Raw genomic sequence first — 1,317 nt, forward strand, 5'->3', positions numbered from 1 at the left:
CTTTTTTGTCCTATACGATTCATGTGTTGTCCCATCGGGCACACACAATAGTCTTCTTTTTCGTTATAATAGAAATTTTCCGAACGGAAAGGGTCCTGCACATAGCGAGGACGCTGTTCTATATGGAAACGGTTGTATTTGACAAACGCTTCAATTCCACGCTCTTCCATGAAACGATAGTTCTCCTCTGCTCCATACCCTGAATCAGCTATTTCTGTAGAGGGGAACGCCCCATAGCGATTTTTGAAGGACTCCATAAAGGGAATGTAGGTCAGCGTGTCTGTTGGATTTGGGAAAAGGGCGAAATCAGTAATGAATTGTTCCTCTGTCCCGATCTGCAGATTATACCCCGGCTTCGTCTGCCCGTTGTTCATGGCATCTTCTTTCATGCGCATGAATGTGGCATCTTTATCAGTCTTTGAATAGGAATTGCGTTCACCGAGAGTGTCCAAATGCTGGTTGTATTCACTTAGCTTCCTTGAATGCCTTTCCAATTCTTTGGATGTCTTTTGAAGTCCCTTTCTCCGTTTCTTTTCTTCCTTGTTCGTTGTGGCTGGCAAGGAAGAAAGAGCCGCGTTCAGCTCCGCTGATATTTCTGAAAGTTGAGTGGGGGTGAATTCCACCTTTTCATCAACGTTACACTTGTCTTGTGCAATAGCTTCATCCACTTGCTCAAGAAGTATCTTTATCTTCTCAAGCAATCTTGTACGGTTACGTTCAACCGTCTTGCGCCAAACAAAGGTGTACTTGTTTGCTTTCGACTCTATTTTTGTCCCGTCCACATACTCTACGTCAAGACTGACAAATCCTTTTGCGGATAACAGAAGTACTATTTGGGTGAAGATGTCGCTGATCTCCTCCTTGACACGATTGCGAAACCTGTTGATGGTAATGAAATCAGGCTTCTCACAGCCGGATAGCCATATGAAATGAATATCACGATGGAGAAGCTTTTCTATCTTACGACAAGAATAGATATTATTCATATAGGCGTAAACGATAACCTTGAGCATCATGCGGGGATGGTAGGCACAACGGCCTATTCCGTGATAGAGCTTATGGAACTTGCTCAAGTCAAGCTGGTCAATTATGGCCGAAATGATTCGTACAGGGTCATTACCTGCGATATCTTCATCTATTCTTTGTGGGAAAAGAATGATTTGGTTGGGATTGTAAGAACGATAATGTAACTTTGCCATATTGTAAGATTTCAATGTCTAAAGATGCAAATTCTTTTGGACATGACAAAGCCCTGGCTTGGGAAAGTCGGGGCTTTGTTTATACAAAAAAGAGGATGCATCGTTTCGACACACCCTC

General features: G+C 42.9%; 1 protein-coding gene. It reads right to left on the reverse strand.

Going from position 1 to position 1,317, the window contains the following annotated elements:
- Positions 1–1,199 (reverse strand): IS1182 family transposase (locus tag NSB03_RS20640; protein ID WP_024988907.1); only part of this gene is annotated, 1,199 nt, incomplete at its 3' end.
- Positions 1,200–1,317: the final 118 nt, after the last annotated feature.

Origin of the sequence: Bacteroides acidifaciens (assembly GCF_024623065.1) — a bacterium.
In the GTDB taxonomy this organism is placed as follows: Bacteria; Bacteroidota; Bacteroidia; order Bacteroidales; family Bacteroidaceae; genus Bacteroides; species Bacteroides acidifaciens.